This is a genomic window from Nocardia sp. JMUB6875 (assembly GCF_041154655.1).
Lineage (GTDB): Bacteria > Actinomycetota > Actinomycetes > Mycobacteriales > Mycobacteriaceae > Nocardia.
In genome coordinates, this window is sequence record NZ_BAAFGR010000034.1 from 37,964 (window position 1) to 55,213 (window position 17,250).

Genomic DNA, 17,250 nt, shown 5'->3' on the forward strand with positions numbered 1-17,250 from the left:
CCGGGCAGGTCTGCGACATGACCGCGAAAGAAGAACCCTCTGTCACCCCCGAGCCCGAGGTGACCGACGAGCATCGCGCCCAGGCCCGCCGCATGGCCGAGAGCTACAAGGACGAGCGGCAGCCGAGCGTGCTGCCCGGCAGCGACGGCATGGTCTCGGGCACCGCTGTCACCGACTGGATCGACGAGAACGGCGAGAGCGCGAAATAGCCCCGAAAACACAAGCGGCGCCGCTCCTTTCGGAGCGACGCCGCTTGCTAGCGATTCAAGGAATCACCAGGTGATTCAGGAAATCACTTGATGATCTTGGTGACGCGACCGGCACCGACGGTGCGGCCACCCTCACGGATCGCGAAACGCAGGCCCTCGTCCATGGCGACCGGCTGGATCAGCTTGACGCTCATCTCGGTGTTGTCGCCCGGCATGACCATCTCGGTGCCCTCGGGGAGGGTCACGACGCCGGTCACGTCGGTGGTACGGAAGTAGAACTGCGGGCGGTAGTTGTTGAAGAACGGGGTGTGGCGGCCGCCCTCGTCCTTCGACAGGATGTACGCCTGGCCCTCGAACTCGGTGTGCGGGGTGGTGGTGCCCGGCTTCACGACGACCTGGCCACGCTCGACATCTTCGCGCTTGATACCACGGACCAGCAGACCGACGTTGTCGCCCGCCTGGCCGTTGTCGAGGAGCTTGCGGAACATCTCGATGCCCGTGATGGTGGTCTTGGTGACCTTCTCACGGATGCCGACGATCTCGACTTCCTCGTTCACGTTGATGATGCCGCGCTCGATACGACCGGTGACGACGGTGCCACGACCGGTGATCGTGAAGACGTCCTCGATCGGCATCAGGAAGGGCTTGTCGGTCTCACGGACCGGGTCCGGGATCGACTCGTCGACGGCGTTCATCAGGTCGAGAACGGACTGCGCCCACTTCTCGTCACCCTCGAGGGCCTTCAGGCCGGAGACGCGCACGACGGGGGCATCCTCGTCGAACTCCTGCGAAGCCAGCAGTTCGCGGACCTCCATCTCGACGAGCTCGAGGATTTCCTCGTCGTCGACCATGTCGGACTTGTTCAGCGCGACCAGGATGTAGGGAACGCCGACCTGGCGGGCGAGCAGCACGTGCTCACGGGTCTGCGGCATCGGGCCGTCGGTGGCGGCCACGACCAGGATCGCGCCGTCCATCTGGGCGGCACCGGTGATCATGTTCTTGATGTAGTCCGCGTGACCGGGGGCGTCGACGTGCGCGTAGTGGCGCTTCTCGGTCTGGTACTCGACGTGGGAGATGTTGATCGTGATACCACGAGCCTTCTCCTCCGGCGCCTTGTCGATCTGGTCGAACGCGAAGGCCGCGTTCAGGTCCGGGTACTTGTCAGCCAGCACCTTGGTGATCGCCGCGGTCAGCGTGGTCTTGCCGTGGTCGACGTGACCAATGGTGCCGATGTTGACGTGGGGCTTCGTCCGCTCGAACTTCGCCTTCGCCACTGTTGTCCTCCTGGACTAGTTAGTGCGTGCTTTTTGCAGCAGTGCGGTTTGTATTACTGGGGGTCGATCGACGACCACTCGGGGCGAATTCTCGCAAATCCGCCCCGACAGCGAATTACTCGCCGGTCGCCTTGGCGATGATCTCCTTCGACACGTTGGCCGGAACCTCCGCGTACGAATTGAACACCATGGAGAAGTTGGCCCGGCCCTGGGTCTTCGACCGCAGGTCACCGATGTAGCCGAACATCTCCGAGAGCGGAACCAGCGCCTTGACGACACGGGCACCACTGCGTTCCTCCATGGCCTGGATCTGGCCACGGCGGGAGTTCAGGTCGCCGATCACTTCGCCCATGTAGTCCTCGGGCGTGGTGACCTCGACCGCCATCAGCGGCTCGAGGATCACCGGACCGGCCTTGCGAGCCGCTTCCTTGAGGGCCATCGCGCCGGCGATCTTGAACGCCATTTCCGAGGAGTCGACCTCGTGGTAGGCGCCGTCGAGCAGCGAAGCCTTCACGTTCACCAGCGGGAAGCCGGCCAGCACGCCGTACTGCATGGCGTCCTGGATACCCGCGTCGACCGAGGGGATGTACTCACGCGGAACGCGGCCACCGGTGACCTTGTTCTCGAACTCGTAGGTCGCGCCGTCCTCGGTCTCACCCAGCGGAGCCAGAGCGATGATCACGCGGGCGAACTGGCCCGAGCCACCGGTCTGCTTCTTGTGGGTGTACTCGTACTTGTCGACCGGCTTGGTGATGGTCTCACGGTAGGCCACCTGCGGCTTACCGATATTGGCCTCGACCTTGAACTCGCGCTTCATGCGGTCGACGTAGATGTCGAGCTGGAGCTCGCCCATACCGCCGATGACGGTCTGGCCGGTCTCCTGATCCAGCTTCACGTTGAAGGTGGGGTCCTCCTCCGCGAACTTCTGGATGGCGGTGCCCAGCTTCTCCTGGTCGGCCTTGGTCTTCGGCTCGATGGCCACCTCGATGACCGGATCCGGGAAGGTCATGGACTCCAGCACGATCTGGTTCTGCGGATCGCACAGGGTGTCACCCGTGGTGGTGTCCTTCAGACCGATGACCGCGTAGATGTGGCCGGCCACGGCCTCGGGAACCGGGTTCTCCTTGTTGGAGTGCATCTGGAACAGCTTGCCCAGACGCTCCTTCTTGCCCTTGGTCGCGTTGATGACCTGGGCGCCGGAGTCGACCTTGCCGGAGTACACACGGACGTAGGTCAGCTTGCCGAAGAACGGGTGCGTCGCGATCTTGAACGCCAGGGCCGCGAAGGGCTCCTCGGCGGACGGCTTGCGGGTCAGCACCTCGTCTTCTTTGCCGGGCACGTGGCCCTGCACGGACTCGACGTTCAGCGGCGACGGCAGGTAGTCCACGACGGCGTCGAGCATGGGCTGCACGCCCTTGTTCTTGAACGCCGAACCGCACAGCACCGGGTAGAGCTCGGAGTTGACGGTCATCTTGCGGATGGCGCCCTTGATCTCCTCGACCGAGAGCTCCTCGCCGCCGAAGAACTTCTCCAGCAGCGCCTCATCGGACTCGGCGACGGTCTCGAGCAGCTCCTGGCGGTAGGTCTCCGCCTGCTCCTTGAGGTCGGCCGGGATCTCGACGACCTCGTACTGCTCGCCGAGCTTGGTCTCGCCCTTCCAGACCTTGGCGTTCATCTCGACCAGGTCGACGATGCCCTCGAAGGTGTCCTCGGCGCCGATCGGCAGCTGGATGACCAGCGGCTTCGCGCCCAGACGGTCCTTGATGGTCTGAACGGTGAAGTAGAAGTCAGCGCCCAGCTTGTCCATCTTGTTGACGAAGCAGATACGCGGCACGTCGTACTTGTCGGCCTGACGCCACACCTGCTCGGACTGCGGCTCGACGCCTTCCTTACCGTCGAACACCGCGACGGCGCCATCGAGCACGCGCAGCGAACGCTCCACCTCGACGGTGAAGTCGACGTGGCCGGGGGTGTCGATGATGTTGATCTGGTTGTCGTTCCAGTAACAGGTCGTCGCGGCGGACGTGATGGTGATGCCGCGTTCCTGCTCCTGCGCCATCCAGTCCATGGTGGCGGCGCCATCGTGAACTTCACCGATCTTGTACGTGATACCGGTGTAGAACAGGATGCGTTCGGTGGTGGTCGTCTTGCCCGCATCGATGTGGGCCATGATGCCGATGTTGCGGACCTTGTTCAGGTCGGTGAGCACTTCCTGTGCCACGGAAATCTTCCCCGCTCGTAGCTAGTTGGGATTAACGGGATAGGCCTCGAGTTCTCCGAAGCCCTCGGTGTCAACGTCGGGCGCGACGCGAAAGTGCCTCGCTTGCAGCAGCTCGGCGGTCGCGCCCGACATGTGACTCGTCTCCCGGCACTTCCGAACGGAGGGCCGGGCCACAGGTCACCAGCGGTAGTGCGCGAAGGCCCGGTTCGACTCGGCCATCTTGTGGGTGTCCTCACGGCGCTTCACCGAAGCACCGAGACCGTTGCTGGCATCCAGCAGCTCGTTGGCCAGACGCTCGACCATGGTCTTCTCGCGACGGGCGCGGGAGTAGTTGACCAGCCAGCGCAGCGCGAGGGTGTTGGCGCGGCCCGGACGGACCTCGACCGGCACCTGGTAGGTTGCGCCACCGACACGACGGGGCTTGACCTCGAGGGCGGGCTTGACGTTGTCCAGCGCGCGCTTGAGGGTGACGACCGGGTCGGTGCCGGTCTTCTCGCGGGCCTGCTCGAGGGCACCGTAGACGATGCGCTCGGCGGTGGACTTCTTGCCGTCCAGCAGGATCTTGTTGACCAGCTGCGTCACCAGCGGGGAGCCGTAGACCGGGTCGTTGATCAGGGGACGCTTGGGAGCGGGACCCTTACGCGGCATTAGCTCTTCTCCTTCTTGGCGCCGTAGCGGCTGCGGGCCTGCTTGCGGTTCTTGACACCCTGGGTGTCGAGCGAGCCGCGGATGATCTTGTAGCGCACACCCGGGAGGTCCTTCACACGACCGCCGCGGACGAGCACCATCGAGTGCTCCTGCAGGTTGTGGCCTTCACCGGGGATGTAAGCCGTGACCTCGACCGCGCTGGTCAGGCGAACACGCGCGACCTTACGCAGCGCGGAGTTCGGCTTCTTCGGGGTCGTGGTGTACACGCGGGTGCACACGCCACGACGCTGCGGGCTCCCCTTGAGGGCCGCAGTCTTGGTCTTGGCGACCTTGTCGCGGCGACCCTTGCGGACCAGCTGGTTGATGGTTGGCATAGACCGGCTTTCCTTATTAGTAACCAGGTGTCTGGAACTTCATGTCTTTGTCATTCGAGCTTTCCGCCCTGATCCCGTGGCATTTCGTCGCCACGAGGTCGGGCGTGTCGTGCGCAGCTCAGAGGCCTTTTTCAAGGCATGCTGAAATGTCCGGCCGCTCTCGCTGGCCTACATACTGCACATCAACTTGCCCGCATGCTCCGGGCACAGCGGTCCACGATACCCGCAGGCTCGATTCGGGGCAAAAACGGGGTCCCTCGAGCGGGGCTGGTAGAGGGCTTATCGAGCCAGGTTCAACGTCAACTCGACCAGCTTGCGCGCCGCATCGCAGGGGTCCCCGTGCTGGGTTCCGGCGCGATAGTTGACCCACCAGCCCACGATTCCGGTGTCCGCCGCGGGTGCGCTCACTCCACACGAGTCCCCATCATTCGGGCGACGCGTCTCCACCGAACGGCGACCCTGCACGGTTATGTCGTTGCTCACATATTTGAGGCGGTCGTTGTTCTGCTTCTCATTGTTGAGCGAGCCCTCCTCGTACCAGCTGAGGGTGACCATGCCGCTGCCCGCGGTGCCGCCGGTGAGATTCCACATGCAGACCGCGCCGTTGAAGGACGGGTCGACGTACATGTTGTCGCCGACCGCCTTGGCGATGTCGTCGACGGCGACCACCTGGCATTCGCGCAGCAGCTTGTCGAAGTTGGTGTTGATCCGGGTGGTGCCGCCGGTGCCGGTGGTGCCGCCCGCCGGGAGCGCGGTGCCCGGCACTGTCTTGCCGCAGCCGGCCAGGGTGGCGGTCAGGGCGAGCGCGGCGAGCGAGAGGGCCGCGGTCCTGGATCCCATCACAGTGCCCCTCATCCGAGCCGCTGCACGGTCAGTTCGGCCATCTTGCGGGTGCGGTCGCACGGGTTGCCCAGATTGCCGCTGCTGAAGACGCCGTAGGAGATGGACCATTCGAAGAAGTCGTCGTCGAGTTGCACCGCGAGGTCGCAGACGGCGTTGCTCGGGTCCAGGGCCTGGAAGCCCTTCTTGCCGCCGACCTCGATGGTGTCGGGGGTGCGGCCGACGCTGGCGACCCACGCCTTCTCGCGGTCGATCGGGCTGCCGCGGTAGGAGGCGAAGGTGACGCTGGAGGAGCTGATGCCGCCGGCCTGCCAGTTGCAGCCGACGGAGTTCTTGAAGACGGTGGTGAGGGTGCCGAGCCCACCCAGATCGCGCACCTCGTCGTCGGTGAGGTGGCCGCATTCGCCGACGAACGGGCCGAGGGTCGCCACCTTCTGCGGTGGTTTGAACCCCGGCTCGTCGCTCGAATCCTTTTTCCCCCCACAGGCCGACAGCAGCAGCGCGAGGCTCAACCCCGTGACGATCGCCGACGCCATTCGCATGGCCTGAACTCTACTGGTTTCGCCGGATCCGGCTCGTCTCAGAGGTTTCCGCGTGCCTCCTGCTCGCGTTCTATCGCCTGGAACAGGGCCTTGAAGTTGCCTTTGCCGAAGCCGAGGCTGCCGTGGCGTTCGATGAGTTCGAAGAAGACGGTGGGGCGGTCGGTGATGGGCTTGCAGAAGATCTGCAGCAGATAGCCGTCCTCGTCGCGGTCGACCAGGATGCCGCGGCGCTGGAGTTCGTTCACCGGCACGCGGACGTGGCCGATGCGGGCGCGCAGTTCCGGGTCCTCGTAGTAACTGTCGGGGGTGTCGAGGAATTCGATGCCCTCGCGGCGCAGCACGTCGACGGCGGTGAGGATGTCGTTGGTGGCCAAGGCGATGTGCTGGACGCCGGGGCCCTGATAGAACTCGAGGTATTCGTCGATCTGGGAGCGCTTGCGGCTGGGCGCGGGTTCGTTGAGCGGGAACTTGACGCGGTGATTGCCGTTGGCCACCACCTTGCTCATCAGGGCGGAGTACTCGGTGGCGATATCGTCGCCGACGAATTCGGCCATGTTCTCGAATCCCATGACGCGCCGGTAGAACTCGACCCATTCGTCCATCCGCCCGAGTTCCACATTGCCGACCACGTGGTCGATGGCCTGGAAGATGCGCTTGGGCTGCCCGGGGCGCGGGGCGTAGGCGGAGGTGCGCGGCATGTAGCCGGGGAGATAGGGGCCGTAGTAGCGGGAGCGGTCGACGAGGGTGTGGCGGGTCTCGCCGTAGGTGGCGATGGCGGCGGTGCGGACGGTGCCGTATTCGTCTGTCTCGTCGTGGGGTTCGTCCAGCACGGTCGCGCCCTGCGCGCGGGCGCGGTCGATGCAGCGGTCCACGTCGGGGACCTCGAGCGCGATGTCCACCACCCCGTCCCCGTGCCGATCGTGGTGTGCGACAAGGGGACTGGCCGGATCCACCGCACCCTTGACGACGAATCGCGCGGCCCCGCTGCGCAGCACGAACGCCTTGTGGTCACGATTGCCGGTCTCGGGACCCGCGTAGGCCTCCAACCGCATGCCGAAGGCGGACTGCAGATAGTGGGCGGTCTGGGTGGCGTTGCCGACCACCCACACCACCGCGTCCCAGCCCAGCACGGGGAACGGGTCGGCGGCGGCATCGTGGTCCACCAGGCCGACCAGGCGGCGTAATTCGTCGTCGCCGGGCAGGTCGCCGGATCTGGCGGGGAGGTAACCGTCGAGGCCTGGTTTTCCTGCGTCGATGCTCATGTGCCCAGGAAAACCCGGGGGTGGCGACTAGGCAATATCGCCGAATTCCACTGGACACTCTGGTGAATTGCACCACCATCTGCCCGCCGGTGCTGGACAATTTGAATAGCAGCGCACGCACGAGCGGAGCTACCGCTCGAATCCTGAGCGGAGGCTCCGCGATGTCCCGCACGCCCGCCCGGCTCGACGAGCTGGATCTGGCCATTCTCACCGCCATGCACGAGTACCAGAAGGCGGGCATCCTCGAACTCTCCCGCCGCACCCGCGTCGCCCGGGCGACGGTGCAGTCGCGCATCGCGCGCATGGAGGAGGCGGGGGTGATCTCCTCCTACGATCCCCAGATCGATGTCACCGCGGCCGGTTTCGACGTTCAGGCGTTCGTGACGCTGGAGATCGCCCAGGGTGCGCTGGAGGCGGTGAGCGCGGACCTGGAGGCGATTCCCGGCGTGCTGGAGGCGTACGCCACCACCGGTTCCGGTGACGTGCTGTGCCGGATCGGCGCGGATTCGCACGCCGGGTTGCAGGCCGTCCTGCTGAGCATCGATCGCACCAATTCGGTGGTGCGCTCGCACAGCGTGGTGGTGCTGTCCACGGTCATCGCGCATCGCACCCTGCCGCTGTTGCGCACCCTCACCCCCGCCGGATCCAGCAAGGCCCCGGCGTACCGGACCGCGCATCCCTGATCAGCGGCGGTCCAGGCGGGTGATGAGCCCGCAGACGTGGGCTTCGGCGGCGGCGCGGGCGTCGCCGGGATGCCCGGATTCCAGGGCCTCGAGGATGCGGCGGTGTTCGCGCAGCGCGGTGCTGCGGTTGCGGGGATGCCGCCACAGGTCGCCCCGGTAGAGGTGGGCCTGGGCCTCGAGGCGGGCGAGTTCGGTTGCCAGGGTGGCGTTTCCGGCGCGGTCGCGGATGAAGGTGTGGAACTCGAGGTCGAGTTCGGTGTCGCGGGCCGGGTCGGCGTTGTCGCGCAGGTTCTCTTCCTGGACGGCCAGCAGTGCGGTGAGTTTGCCGAGGTCGGATTCGGTGAGGCGGGTGGCGGCCTGGGCGGCGGCGAGGCCGTCGAGCACCGCGCGCACGGCCAGCACCTCGCGGATGCGGTCGTCGTCGACGACGGCGACCCGCGCGCCCGCGTGCGCGACGGTGACGGCCAGGCCCTCGTAGATGAGCTGTTGCACGGCCTCGCGAACGGGGCTGCGGCTCACGCCCAGTCGCGCGGACAGGGCCAGGACGCTCAGCGGCGCACCGGGTTCCAGTTCGCCGGACAGGACGAGTTGCCGCAGCTGCCGGTGCACGCTCGGGCCGAGCAGCTCGTCCGGTTCGGTCATGTGGGGTCCTTTCCTGTCGCAGAGGAACTTACCGTTGCGGCCGGTAGTTGGCCTGGACGCGCTGGGTGAGGAAGTCGGCGGCGGTGACCGGCGGATAGGCACCGCGCGGGCCCGCGATGACGGCGTCGCGGTCGGCCTGGGCGAAGTAGGCGATGCTGTAGCGGTCGCCCTGGTACTCCTCGGGTCCGGGACTGCGGACACGGTGGAAGTTGGAGGGCAGCAGGTCGTCGCTCCAGCGGGTGAGCATGTCGCCGATATTGCAGGTGATAAGGGCCGAGGACGGGGTGATGGAGGTCCACCGCTGGTCTTCCATCTCCTTGCCGGGGCAGACCTGCAGTCCGCCTTGGCCGTCGCGCTGGAAGAGCAGGGTGAGGCAGTCGAAGTCGGTGTGCGCGCCGGCGCGCCAGCGGCCGGGGACGTCGCGCAGTTCCTCGGGGACGGCGAAGTAGTGCAGCAGCCGCAGGGTGCTCTGATACTCGGGCGAGGCCGGGTCGTGGGCGGCGGTGAAGTGGTCGCGGGAGAAGCCGAGCCGGTCGGCGAAACACGACAGCACACGCATGGCGACGGTCCAGCAACGGTGTTCGAAATCCAGGATGGCCGAGGCGAATCCGGGCAGTTCGGTGTCGGTGGGCCACAGCTCGGCCATGTGCGGGCGGGTGATCTGGTACGACTCCTTCTGATCCGGGACGCCGATGGACGGGCGTACCTGGCTCAGGCTCTCCCAACCCGCGTTGTTCGCCTTGACCAGCGGGTATTGCGCCTTGACCGGTTCGGGGAGCGCGAAAAACGCTGCGGTGCGCGCGAAGACGTCGTCGATCTGCGCCTGCGGGATGCCGTGGCCGGACAGCTGGAAGAAGCCGATCTCGGTGGCGGCGGTCCAGAGCTGGTCGGTGATCTCGGCGCGGCGGGTCTCGAAATCGGTGAGGTCGATGACGCGGATCTCGCGGGTGTCGGTCTCGGAACCGATTCCGCCCATGCGCTGTTCGCGGGCGACTTCGGACAGGTCGTAGGTCATGGGGTTACCTTCTTGTCGATGAATTCGGTGGTGACCAGGTCGTTGGCGGTAAGCCCGGCCGGGACGTCCGCACCGCCGCGCCGCAGGATCGGGGTGAAGGCGTCGATGACGCGCTGCACGCGCGCGGTGTCGAAACTGCCGATGACACCGTCGCTTTCCGGTCCGACGAGGCCGTTGTCGATGAGCAGGCGGGAGCCGAAGGCGGCCAGTTCGGCGCTGTAGGGCGCGAATTTTGGGCTCTTGGCGACGACGTCCACGACCACGTCGTTGACATGCTTGGGGTCGGCCTTGAATTGCGCGGTGGCCCTTTGAATCATCGGCACCAGCCGTTGCAGGCAGGGCCGCAGTTCGTTCAGTTTGTCGGCGCGCACGGTGACGGTGCGGGCGTAGCCCTCGTAGCCGACGTCGCGCAGCAGCTGATAGGCGACCGGCTTGTTCCAGGCCTTCACCTCGTGCTCGTAGACGTAGGGCTCGGAGTTGGCGAAGCCCTGCTGCGCGAAGGTGGGATCGGCGACGAAGCGAGACGGCGAATTGTCGTAGGACGCGTCGATCTGCTTGGCGTTCAACAGGCCCCGGTCCACCAGCCAGTCGGGGTAGAGCTGGCCCTTCGAGACGACCACGGGCGCACCGGTTTTGCCGATGTCGGCGATGCCATTCCACTCCGGATGGGTCTTGGGATCCCACATGAGCATCTGCGGGCTGTAGCGCAGCAGCGTGGTGACCGCGACCACCCGCTGCTTGCCCGCGGCGGCGAGGGCCTGCTCGGAATGGGTGAGACCCAACGTGATCGAGGAATCGACGTACATCTGCGAGGGCACGGTCTGGAAGCCGATGGCCGGGCCGCCCGCGCGGATCTCCAGCTTCACGCCGGTGTCCTTACCGTCCACCACGAGCGGGCCGGTGACCTTGCTGTTGTCGGCGTCGACGCGATAGCCGGGGCCGAGCAGGCCGAAGATCGGGCCGGAATCGGTCTCGGGTTCCCATTGCAGCTGTACCGCGACGGTGGCGGGGCAGACGCCGGCGAGCTGTTGTTCGGCCGGGGCGGCGGGCAGGGCCACGGCCGGGGTGTCGGAGGGGTCGTCGGAACAGGCGGCCGCCGCGGTGACGGTCAGCGCGGCGAGGGCCGCGACGCCGAGCCGCCGGATGGTTTTGGGCATGACTTCTCCACGAATAGTGCTAGAGGCGAGTGGTTTTCAGCGGCCGGAGGCGTGCCAGCGGCCGACGGTGAGCCGCTGTGCCGCGGTGAACAGGGCGAAGACGGTGACGCCGAAGAGGGCGGCCAGCACCAGCGCGGCGAGCAGATCCTCCGACTGCAGGCGGGCGCGATAGGTGTCGAGCAGGGTGCCGATGCCGGGTTTGCCCTTGGCGAAGAACATGTCGCCGATGACCGCGCCGGTCACCGCGAGCCCGGCGGCCGTGCGCAGGCTGGCCATGATCGACGGCAGGGCGGCGGGCAGTTCCAGGGATACCAAGCGGCGCAGGCGATTCGCGCGGCCCAGTGCGAACAGTTCGCGCAGATTGGCGTCCACCGACTGGATCCCGAACAGCGTCATGGCGATGATCGGGTGCACCGCGATGAGCACGCACACGATGGTCCGCGCGGTGGATCCGTACCCGAACCACAGTCCGATCAGCGGCACCACGGCCAGCACCGGAATCGCCTGCAGCACCACGGCATACGGGTAGACCACCCGCTCGACCACCTTGGCCTGGCTCATGATCACACCGACCGCGACGCCGATCACCGCGGCCAGCGCCAGCCCGGTGACGGCGATCCGCGCGGTGACGGCCAGCGCCCGCAGCATCGTCTCCAATTTCGCCGGGTCGGAAAGGGATTCGGTGAACACCCGATGCGGCGGCGGCAGCAGGAACCGGCATTCCGGCGAGAGCAGCACCAGCGACACCAGATACCAGGCGCCGAGGGCCAACCCGGCCGATATCGCGGGGACCAGGAGACGTCGCATCAGCCGGGGTACGAACAAACGCCGCACGGCGGGGTCGGCGGCCGTGGCCGGACTGTCGGACGGCGTGGTGAAAACGGCTGGGGCGGGGGCTGACACGGCCATCAGGAGGCTTCTTTCAGTGCTCGCGAGACGCGCCCGGCCAGGGCAGTGAAGGCCGGGTCGTAGCGCAGGTCGCGGGTGCGCGGGTACGGGAGGTCGATGTCGATGACCTCGTGAATGCGGCCGGGGCGGGCGGACATGACCACCACGCGGGAGGCGAGGAAGACGGCCTCGGAGACCGAGTGGGTGATGAACAGGGCGGTGAAGGCGTTGTCGCGGTACAGGCGGAGCAATTCCTCCTGCATGCCCAGCCGGGTGATCTCGTCGAGTGCGCCGAAGGGTTCGTCCAGCAGCATGAGTTCGGGTTCCAATGCCAGCGCGCGGGCCAGGGAGACCCGCATGCGCATGCCGCCGGAGAGCTGGCCGGGGAGCTTGCCCGCGAAATCGGCCAGGCCGACCGCCGACAGGGCGCGGGTCGCGCGGGCCCGGCGTTCGGCGCGGCCGATCCCGCGCAGCTCGGCACACAGTTCCACATTGCGCAGCACCTTGCGCCAGGGCAGCAAGGTGGCGTCCTGGAAGATGAACCCGACCGAATCGGTGTGCACCGCAACACTTCCCGAGGTGCAGGACTCCAGTCCGGCGGCCAGGCGCAGCAGGGTGGACTTGCCGCAGCCGGAAGGTCCCACGACCGCGACGAATTCGCCGCGCCGGACCTCGAGGTCGATACCGGTGAGGGCGACCACCTCACCGGAACCGTTGCCGCCGTAGCGCTTTCCGGCTCCGGTGAAGGAGATCTCCGCGGTCATGATTTCCGGTCTCATGACGTCCGAGGTCACGGTCACCATGCTCACCAACCTTCTCTACTGCGTGCAACTTGTTGACGCACTCAGTATTGATGAGGTGAATTACATGCAATCAAGCCACTGTTTCGAGTTGATTAACAGTCATCGCATGCCATTCAGTCGCTTCACCAGATCCTGCTCCGAGATCCGGGTGCTGTGGCCGTCGCGGATCACGGCCTCGCCGTCGACCCAAACGGTGTCCACCACGCGCGGGGAGCCGGTGGTCAGCAGGGTCGCGCCCGGATCGCGAACGGGCAGGCAGGCGAAGTCGCGGTCGAAGCGGAGCAGGGTGAGATCGGCGCGGTCCCCGACGGCCAGGCCGGTGGGGCCGTCCGGGAAGCCGAGGGCGGGGGCCGCGCCGCGGGTGGCCAGGTGGAGCATCTCGTCGCAGGGCAGCAGGTCGGCTCGTTCATGGTGCGCGCGTTGCAGATACGCGCCCATGCGCAGCGCCAGCAGCATGTCCTGGGTGTCGTTGCTGGCCGCGCCGTCGACGCCGAGACCCACCCGCACCCCGGCGGCGAGCATGGCGGGTATCGGGGCCACGCCGCTGCCCAGTCGCATATTGCTGAGTGGGTTGTAGGACACGGAAACCCCTCGTGCGGCCAAGGTTTCGCGGCCGTGGGCGTCGAGTTTGCAGCAGTGCACGGCCAGGGTCCGCGGGCCGAGGAGTCCGCCGTCGTCCAGGTAGTCGACGGCCGAGCGGGCTGCATGCAATCGGCACATGTCCTCGTCGGTGGTGGTCTCCAACAGGTGGATGGAGATGGTCTTGCCGTGCCGCGCCGCGTATTCGGCGACGGCCGCCATGCCGTCCGGGGTGAGGCAGCGTGGATTCGGCACGGCCAGCGCGGTGGTGATGCGGGAATCCGCCAGGCGCGCATCGAGGTCCGCGAGATGCGCGAAGACCTCCGGAAGCGGTTGCACCAGGCGGGGATCCATGCCCCACTTGCGGGTGGGATCGGAGCGGTCGGCGAGGCCGCGCCCGAACACCACCCGGATTCCCAGCTCCCCCAGTGCCTGAAGCGCCGCGTCGTGCACGGCCTCGGAGGGATTCGGCCACATGTGCTCGACGACAGTGGTGACACCGCTGCGCAGCAGTTCCAGACCGCCCGCCAGCGCGGCGAGATAGGTCTGTTCGGGGGTGGCCGCGACGGTGAATTCGCCGACGCAGTGCAACCATTCGAGCAGCGGCAACCCCTCCCCCGCACCTCGCAGGACGGACTGTTGCAAGTGGGTGTGGGTGTTGACGAACCCCGGAATCAGATGACCGCCCGCACCATCGGTGTACGGCAGGTCGGATCGGACCTCGGAACCGATACCGGTGATCACGCCATCGGTGACGACGACGTTCTGCCCGGGAAGCCAGCGCGGCCCCTCGGGCGTGGCGGCGTAGACGGTGACCCCGCCGATGACGACGGAACAGGACTGGCTGCGCACCATGCGGCATTCCTCTCGGAAACGCGGCTGGTTCGCCCGCCCGGTGTTGGGCCGGTGCCCGTACGCCCGTTGCAGCCATGAGCGCCGTGCCGGGAAGCCTACCTCCGGGGGCGCAGATCGGCTTCCGGTGTGAGGATTTCGATGACGGGGGTGCGATTCGGCTCCAGGAAGGCCAGCAGCGCATGGGCTTCGGTCTCGATGGCGGCCTGTTCGGCGGGGGTCCAGCCGCTGTGCGGGATGACGCGCATGGTCGCCTTGTCGCCCTCGGGAAAGATCTTGTAGACGCCGGAGAGGTAGCCGTCCACCAGGATCGGCGAGACCGCGTTGGCGAAGGCGCGCAGGGGTGGGGCATTGCCGTCGGGGACGATGCGGGTGCGGTCCTGGTGGGAGAGGATGGCGTTGTCGTACCAGCCGAGCAGGCGGACGGGGGCGGGGAGGTCCGGGTCGGCGAGGGTCGCGTCGGCGGCGTCGTAGAGGGTGCGGCCGCGCTCGTCGGTGTAGGTGCGGACCCGGTCGCCGAGCTTGTCGACGGCCTTCTTGATGCCGGTGAGTTTGGACCAGGTCTGCATGTCCATGGTGCTGGCGGGGCCGAACGCGCGCAGGTAGCGCAGCAGCAGTTCCTCGAGCGGGTAGGCCGGGTCGAGGGGTGCGCCGAGCCACGGTTGCACGCGGGACCAGACCGGGCGGCTGCTGTCGCCCCAGCGGCCGCGGGGCGGGGTCTGCAGCACGGGGAGCTGGTAGAGCCAGGCCTGCACGATCGCGCCCGGATCGCGGTCGGGGTAGCGAGCGGCGGCGTGCTCGCGCAGCTTGGCGGCTGGCATCGGCTCGTCGCCGAGCACCGATTCACCGTGTGCGCGAACGGCTTCCGGATCCAGGCCGACCAGCGCGCCGTAGTTGAAGCCCTTGCGGAACGGGATCTTCTCCAGTTCCGGCTGGATGTGCGGGGCGATGCGCAGCGCGTCCGGCGGGGTGACCAGGTGAATGGTGCCGCGCATCAAGGTGATTCGCACCAGGGAGCGGTCGTCGAGCGCCTTCGACACCGTCGCCGGATCGAAATCGGCTATGCGACTCCAGGATGCGACGAAAGGCGGCAGCATGTCCTGCGCCTGCAGGCCGATCAGGTGGTCGCACAGGTCGTGCACGCCGAGCGTGGAACGCTCCAGCAGGTGCTGACGCGCGAGCAGCGTCCGGTTGAGAATCCGGTTGGACAGCTTCACGATTCAGCACCGTAGCCGGAAATCAGCGCAATGTGACGACGACTTTGCCGGTGGCGGTGCGCTTGTCGAGGGCGGAGACCGCCTCGGCGGTGTGCGCGAGGGTGTAGATGACCGGCTCGGGCGGTGCGATCTTACCGTTGGCGAGCAGCGGCTCCACCTCGGCCCACTGTTCCTTCAGGTAGCCCGGGTGCGACATGACCCATTCGCCCCAGGCCGCGCCGACCACCTCGACGTTCTTGAGCAGCAGGCGGTTCACCTTGACGGTGGGGATGTCGCCCGCGGTGAAGCCGACCACCAGCAGGCGTCCGGCGGAGGCGAGCGAGCGGATGCTGTCGGTGAAGCGGTCGCCGCCGACCGGATCGAGCACGATGTCGACGCCGCGGCCGCCGGTGAGTTCCTTGACCGCGGCCAGCCAGCCGTCGGTCAGCACCACATCGGTGGCGCCATTGGCCCGCGCGACCTCGGCCTTCTCCTCAGTGCTGACCACCGCGATGACCCGGCCCGCACCCAGGGCCTGGGCCATGCGCAGCGTGGAGGTGCCGATGCCGCCCGCGGCGCCGTGCACGAGCACGGTCTCGCCCTCGGCCAGGCGGCCGCGGTTGCGCAGGCAGAAGTGCACGGTCAGATCGTTGAACAGCACGCCCGCACCGGATTCCAGCGAGACGTTGTCGGGCAGCTTGAACACCATGTCGACCGGGGCCACGGCCACCTCCGCGGCGGCATTGCCGAGCAGGGTCAGCGCGACCACGCGATCACCGGGGCGCACGTGCGCGTCCTCGGGCGCCTCGCGCACGATGCCCGCGACCTCGCAGCCGACAACATAGGGCAGCGGGGGCTTCATCTGGTAGAGACCGCGGGTCATGAGCACATCGGGGAACGCGATCCCGGCGGCGTGTACGTCGATGAGGACACCGCCGGGATAGATGGCGGGCTCGGGAACGTCGAGCACCTCGATGGATTCGGGGCCCTCTAGCTTGCTCACGACGGCTGCGCGCATTTCCCGATCAACTCCGATCAATCCACCTGCGATTACAGCCGAACGTAGCGGATGCACCGGGCCCCTGCCAATGATCATTCATCGGGCGCGAGGTTTTTCGCGGGATCGAGCTCAGCGGTGGGCGTATTCGATCATGGATTCGTTTGCGAGGGTCTCGCCGCCTTTGGTGATGACCAGGCTGTAGGCGGTGATGCGGTATTTGGTGCCGTCGGTCGGATTGGTGACGGTATAGCCGCCGGTGCCGTCCGGGACCGGATCGTCGAGCTGGATGCCCGCGTTATCGCTGATGCGGATGCCCTTGTAGTAGAAGCGGCCGGTGGCGGTGCGGCACACGACGAGGCGGGACTTGTCGGTTCGGCCGATGGCCATGGCCGGGTCGTCCGCGTTGCAGCGCGGGCTCTGCGAGGTGAAACCCTGTGTGTCCGTGCCGGATACGGAGCCGGACAGAGGTACGAGAGTCGTCGTGGGGGCCGTCGCGCCGGTGGTGCGGTAGACCGTCGTGGTGGTCGGGCCGGGGACGTTAGCGCCGCCCTGCGAGTTGTCCTTGCTGGAATTGTTCTTGCTGCCGCTGCTGCCGGAGCTGTTGGACAGCAGCGCCCAGCCGAGCACGCCGCCCAGGATCAGCACCACGCCGATGAGCGCGCCCACCATCAGCGGCAGTTTGCTGCGTCGCTCGGGAGGCAACGGCAGTGGCGCGGAAGGATGTTCGCGCGGGCCCGCCGGATTCTCGTACGGCGCGGTCGGATTACGGCCGGGAAGATAACCGGGTTGCCCGGCCGGATACTGGCGCATCACGGTCGGATCGTTGTTGCCGTACCGGACGAAGGCGGCCGGTCCGACGACACGCTCGCCGCTGCCCTGATCCACGGGGCCCGGAACCTGTTGCGACCCCGAAAGCCGCTGCGGTCCCGAAACCTGCTGCGGCCCCGAAGGATCAGCGCTCCTGGGCGGCGTGCCCCCGTACGGCTGCGCGGGACCGGACGGATGATCCAGATACTGTGGCCCGGAATGGCTGGGCGGCACCGCCGGGCTGGGCAGGGTCGGCGG

General features: G+C 67.2%; 17 protein-coding genes and 1 pseudogene. 2 read left to right on the forward strand and 16 right to left on the reverse strand.

Annotated features, from left to right (window positions below):
* Positions 1-17: 17 nt before the first annotated feature.
* Positions 18-209: a hypothetical protein gene (locus ACAM49_RS11435; RefSeq protein WP_369635441.1), complete on the forward strand. Its 192-nt coding sequence runs from the start codon at positions 18-20 to the stop codon at positions 207-209.
* Positions 210-292: 83 nt separating this feature from the next.
* On the opposite strand, the gene tuf is transcribed toward ACAM49_RS11435, so the two are convergent.
* The 7 genes from tuf to hppD form a co-directional block, all read right to left on the reverse strand.
* On the reverse strand, positions 293-1,483 hold the full coding sequence (tuf, locus tag ACAM49_RS11440; RefSeq protein ID WP_040813375.1) for an elongation factor Tu: 1,191 nt from the start codon (positions 1,481-1,483) through the stop codon (positions 293-295).
* A gap of 115 nt (positions 1,484-1,598) precedes the next feature.
* Positions 1,599-3,704, reverse strand: coding sequence for an elongation factor G (gene fusA / locus ACAM49_RS11445; protein ID WP_369635442.1), 2,106 nt, complete (start codon positions 3,702-3,704; stop codon positions 1,599-1,601).
* 177 nt (positions 3,705-3,881) lie between these two features.
* Positions 3,882-4,352 carry a 30S ribosomal protein S7 gene (rpsG, locus tag ACAM49_RS11450; RefSeq protein WP_040813378.1) on the reverse strand — a complete coding sequence of 157 codons (471 nt, stop codon included), beginning with the start codon at positions 4,350-4,352 and terminating at the stop codon, positions 3,882-3,884.
* Positions 4,352-4,726: a 30S ribosomal protein S12 gene (rpsL, locus tag ACAM49_RS11455; protein WP_014353064.1), complete on the reverse strand. Its 375-nt coding sequence runs from the start codon at positions 4,724-4,726 to the stop codon at positions 4,352-4,354. The genes rpsG and rpsL overlap by 1 nt, the downstream gene beginning before the upstream one ends.
* Positions 4,727-5,005: 279 nt before the next feature.
* Entirely contained in the window at positions 5,006-5,566 is a 561-nt protein-coding gene (locus tag ACAM49_RS11460; protein ID WP_369635443.1) for a DUF3558 domain-containing protein, read from the reverse strand.
* An 11-nt stretch (positions 5,567-5,577) separates the two neighbouring features.
* Positions 5,578-6,108: a DUF3558 domain-containing protein gene (locus ACAM49_RS11465; protein WP_369635444.1), complete on the reverse strand. Its 531-nt coding sequence runs from the start codon at positions 6,106-6,108 to the stop codon at positions 5,578-5,580.
* 38 nt (positions 6,109-6,146) lie between these two features.
* On the reverse strand, positions 6,147-7,370 hold the full coding sequence (gene hppD, locus ACAM49_RS11470; RefSeq protein WP_369635445.1) for a 4-hydroxyphenylpyruvate dioxygenase: 1,224 nt from the start codon (positions 7,368-7,370) through the stop codon (positions 6,147-6,149).
* A 161-nt stretch (positions 7,371-7,531) separates the two neighbouring features.
* Between hppD and ACAM49_RS11475 the strand changes: the two genes are divergently transcribed.
* On the forward strand, positions 7,532-8,053 hold the full coding sequence (locus tag ACAM49_RS11475) for an Lrp/AsnC family transcriptional regulator (RefSeq protein ID WP_369635446.1): 522 nt from the start codon (positions 7,532-7,534) through the stop codon (positions 8,051-8,053).
* Here ACAM49_RS11475 and ACAM49_RS11480 read toward each other — a convergent pair whose 3' ends face one another.
* The 9 genes and pseudogenes from ACAM49_RS11480 to ACAM49_RS11520 all read right to left on the reverse strand — a co-directional run.
* Positions 8,054-8,695 carry a GntR family transcriptional regulator gene (locus ACAM49_RS11480; RefSeq protein WP_369635447.1) on the reverse strand — a complete coding sequence of 214 codons (642 nt, stop codon included), beginning with the start codon at positions 8,693-8,695 and terminating at the stop codon, positions 8,054-8,056. It abuts the gene before it with no gap.
* A gap of 28 nt (positions 8,696-8,723) precedes the next feature.
* Entirely contained in the window at positions 8,724-9,710 is a 987-nt protein-coding gene (locus ACAM49_RS11485) for an isopenicillin N synthase family dioxygenase (RefSeq protein ID WP_369635448.1), read from the reverse strand.
* The gene (locus ACAM49_RS11490; protein ID WP_369635449.1) at positions 9,707-10,867 is read right to left on the reverse strand and encodes a nitrate ABC transporter substrate-binding protein; all 1,161 of its coding nucleotides are present in this window, start codon (positions 10,865-10,867) and stop codon (positions 9,707-9,709) included. Before ACAM49_RS11490 ends, ACAM49_RS11485 begins: the two co-directional genes overlap by 4 nt.
* Before the next feature lie 36 nt (positions 10,868-10,903).
* Positions 10,904-11,674 carry an ABC transporter permease gene (locus ACAM49_RS11495; RefSeq protein WP_369635455.1) on the reverse strand — a complete coding sequence of 257 codons (771 nt, stop codon included), beginning with the start codon at positions 11,672-11,674 and terminating at the stop codon, positions 10,904-10,906.
* Between the two features lie 101 nt (positions 11,675-11,775).
* Positions 11,776-12,558 (reverse strand): ABC transporter ATP-binding protein, encoded by a 783-nt coding sequence (locus ACAM49_RS11500; protein WP_369635450.1) that lies wholly within the window; start codon positions 12,556-12,558, stop codon positions 11,776-11,778.
* A gap of 99 nt (positions 12,559-12,657) precedes the next feature.
* On the reverse strand, positions 12,658-13,992 hold the full coding sequence (locus tag ACAM49_RS11505) for an amidohydrolase family protein (RefSeq protein ID WP_369635451.1): 1,335 nt from the start codon (positions 13,990-13,992) through the stop codon (positions 12,658-12,660).
* Positions 13,993-14,087: 95 nt separating this feature from the next.
* A complete protein-coding gene (locus tag ACAM49_RS11510; RefSeq protein ID WP_369635452.1) occupies positions 14,088-15,206 on the reverse strand; it encodes a winged helix DNA-binding domain-containing protein in 1,119 nt (372 codons plus the stop codon).
* 22 nt (positions 15,207-15,228) lie between these two features.
* Positions 15,229-16,203, reverse strand: coding sequence for an NADPH:quinone oxidoreductase family protein (locus ACAM49_RS11515; protein ID WP_369635453.1), 975 nt, complete (start codon positions 16,201-16,203; stop codon positions 15,229-15,231).
* Positions 16,204-16,314: 111 nt separating this feature from the next.
* Positions 16,315-17,250 (reverse strand): annotated as a pseudogene (locus tag ACAM49_RS11520) (hypothetical protein); the annotation flags it as partial.

Bases quoted from the DNA above. Each gene is read 5' to 3' on its own strand.
- ACAM49_RS11435 (WP_369635441.1), top strand. From the start codon at position 18: ATGACCGCGAAAGAAGAACCCTCTGTCACCCCCGAGCCCGAGGTGACC.
- hppD (WP_369635445.1), bottom strand. From the start codon at position 7,370: ATGAGCATCGACGCAGGAAAACCAGGCCTCGACGGTTACCTCCCCGCC.
- ACAM49_RS11500 (WP_369635450.1), bottom strand. From the start codon at position 12,558: ATGGTGACCGTGACCTCGGACGTCATGAGACCGGAAATCATGACCGCG.
- ACAM49_RS11475 (WP_369635446.1), top strand. From the start codon at position 7,532: ATGTCCCGCACGCCCGCCCGGCTCGACGAGCTGGATCTGGCCATTCTC.
- ACAM49_RS11490 (WP_369635449.1), bottom strand. From the start codon at position 10,867: ATGCCCAAAACCATCCGGCGGCTCGGCGTCGCGGCCCTCGCCGCGCTG.
- ACAM49_RS11495 (WP_369635455.1), bottom strand. From the start codon at position 11,674: ATGCGACGTCTCCTGGTCCCCGCGATATCGGCCGGGTTGGCCCTCGGC.
- rpsL (WP_014353064.1), bottom strand. From the start codon at position 4,726: ATGCCAACCATCAACCAGCTGGTCCGCAAGGGTCGCCGCGACAAGGTC.
- ACAM49_RS11460 (WP_369635443.1), bottom strand. From the start codon at position 5,566: ATGGGATCCAGGACCGCGGCCCTCTCGCTCGCCGCGCTCGCCCTGACC.
- ACAM49_RS11480 (WP_369635447.1), bottom strand. From the start codon at position 8,695: ATGACCGAACCGGACGAGCTGCTCGGCCCGAGCGTGCACCGGCAGCTG.
- rpsG (WP_040813378.1), bottom strand. From the start codon at position 4,352: ATGCCGCGTAAGGGTCCCGCTCCCAAGCGTCCCCTGATCAACGACCCG.
- ACAM49_RS11465 (WP_369635444.1), bottom strand. From the start codon at position 6,108: ATGCGAATGGCGTCGGCGATCGTCACGGGGTTGAGCCTCGCGCTGCTG.
- ACAM49_RS11515 (WP_369635453.1), bottom strand. From the start codon at position 16,203: ATGCGCGCAGCCGTCGTGAGCAAGCTAGAGGGCCCCGAATCCATCGAG.
- ACAM49_RS11485 (WP_369635448.1), bottom strand. From the start codon at position 9,710: ATGACCTACGACCTGTCCGAAGTCGCCCGCGAACAGCGCATGGGCGGA.
- ACAM49_RS11505 (WP_369635451.1), bottom strand. From the start codon at position 13,992: ATGGTGCGCAGCCAGTCCTGTTCCGTCGTCATCGGCGGGGTCACCGTC.